The organism is Apibacter sp. (assembly GCF_025291155.1).
Taxonomy (GTDB): domain Bacteria; phylum Bacteroidota; class Bacteroidia; order Flavobacteriales; family Weeksellaceae; genus Apibacter.
On sequence record NZ_JAMBJZ010000146.1, the window covers coordinates 1 to 2,072 of the forward strand.

Here is a 2,072-nt window from a genome sequence, read left to right on the forward strand (position 1 = left end):
CTTATCATCCTCAATAAAGCTTGGTGCAGCTAATGCTGTATAATAATTATTTGCATAACTAAATTCCAAATGATTATGATAATTCATCAAACCTTGCAGAGTACGCAAAACGGGCGTCGGTGAAGAATTATTTTGTGAATGATCTCTTTTAAATGCGGAAACGTCTTTCCATACATCAACATTAGTTGAGTCAGAGTCTGCTGGATTAGGCTTAACAGGCACATCATCTGCTCTTAACCAAAGCTCAGTCAATAAATTTACACCTCCGGGATTAGGACTACTACTAATAAAAGAAACATAATCATCATTTTCAATTTCAATATTTTTAGCCAAATAATCTTTTATAGGATAAATGCGTGTTTTTTTCGGGGCAAAAGTTTCAACGGAACTTACTAAAATATATTTTGCGTCCATATTCAACTTCATATTGACCGTAATTTTACTAGTTCCGGTTACTTTCGCTTTTAAAGTTTTATTTAATTTAAAATGTATGTCTTGATTCAATTTACCGTTAGCAAAATTTTCCCCTTTATGATAGTCATAGCGAAACATTCCTACCGCATCATTCGTTCCCAACATTAGAAAAGTATTATCACTTAAAGTTCCTCTGTTTTTATCATTTAAATCTGCAAGCTCATCACCGACAAAAACAGTAAGGGTTGACATATCATAGTTTGTGGATTGTTTTTGATACAAACCTGACTTATCGTCTCTTCCTATTCCGAAAACATGATTTTGGTAAGGTTTAAATTTTGTCCCATCCCAAATAATATCTCCATTAGAATTCACATAATTCGGATAATTTTTTTTAGATTTTTCCGGTTCTAAAGAAATACCATATTTAATGGATAGATAAGAATGAATTTTTTGTAATTCAAAATCTGATAGAGTAGTATTTTTAGGGCCTGATAAAACTATAATTTCCTGAATGTCTCCATTAAATTGAGTCCTACCCGTTAAGTTTAAAGCTCCTACCACACTATTTCCATTGTTATTATTCATTTCAATGGGTCTCCCTATATTTTCGGGAACTGAATTAAAATACATCATCTGAGATACAGATAGTCCATTTGGACGCATTATCCCAACAATACCATATTTTTTTCCTTTTGAATCTTTATAGCCATAACTTGTAGTATTTGTAGCGAAATAAGGATTTCCCGAATGCCATCCTGAATAGTTTCTTCCGGCATTTAAAGTGTATACATAACCATTATTGGTTTGTGAATGCAAAGTTGATACATAAAATATATAATAAGATTTATCTGTCGTTAAATCTAAATTGGGACCGACTAAAAAATCTTTATTTTTAAGACCAAAAGTTACAGCGGGTTGAAAATTCATCAATTCTCCGCTTTTTTTATACAAAGGTCCACTAGTCTCCACGTATACTTTATGATCCCTATCATTTCCGGATAGGTCCTTCCATAATTTTACCGGATCATTATCCTTCAATGAACCTGACCCTCCTGCTACAGGATAATCAGCTTTTAACCATAGTTCTACTTTGCCACTATATCCCCCCGGACTTTGACCGAAGGTCATTATGGGTATTACAAAATAAAATAGCAATGAACAATAAACAATTATTTCACAAATGCTTGTCTTTTTCATATAAGTTATTTTTAATTTTTTTAGATTCTATTAAACACTTTAATAGAATTTCCGCTATATATTAAAATATAATTTATAATTAGTTATCAAAAAAAGATATTGAAGTATACTATTGCTTACAATAATATAAATGAAGGTGGGTCCTATTTTATTTATTATAAAACCACTTATTAATGTTCCTCTTTAATCCTATTTTACTATAAAATATTTTTTAATATTATTAATATAGATTTGATTAAAATAAATATTAAATAAAATCAATAAGACTAACGAGTAAATAAGGTTTCATTTTAACACTTATAAATCTTTATATCGATAATTCTACATTTTTAATTATATAAAATATATGGTTTTTTATCATACAAATTTAATAAAGACTTTAGTAATACATATATAATATTTTCAATTATTTAAGCATATATTTTGCATTAAATTGTAAGTACTTTATTTTTAATATT

The 2,072-nt window shown here is 28.9% G+C and carries 1 pseudogene; it reads right to left on the bottom strand.

From position 1 onward, the window contains the following. Nucleotides 1–1,614: pseudogene (locus M3Z80_RS09610) on the bottom strand (hypothetical protein); the annotation flags it as partial. Nucleotides 1,615–2,072: the final 458 nt, after the last annotated feature.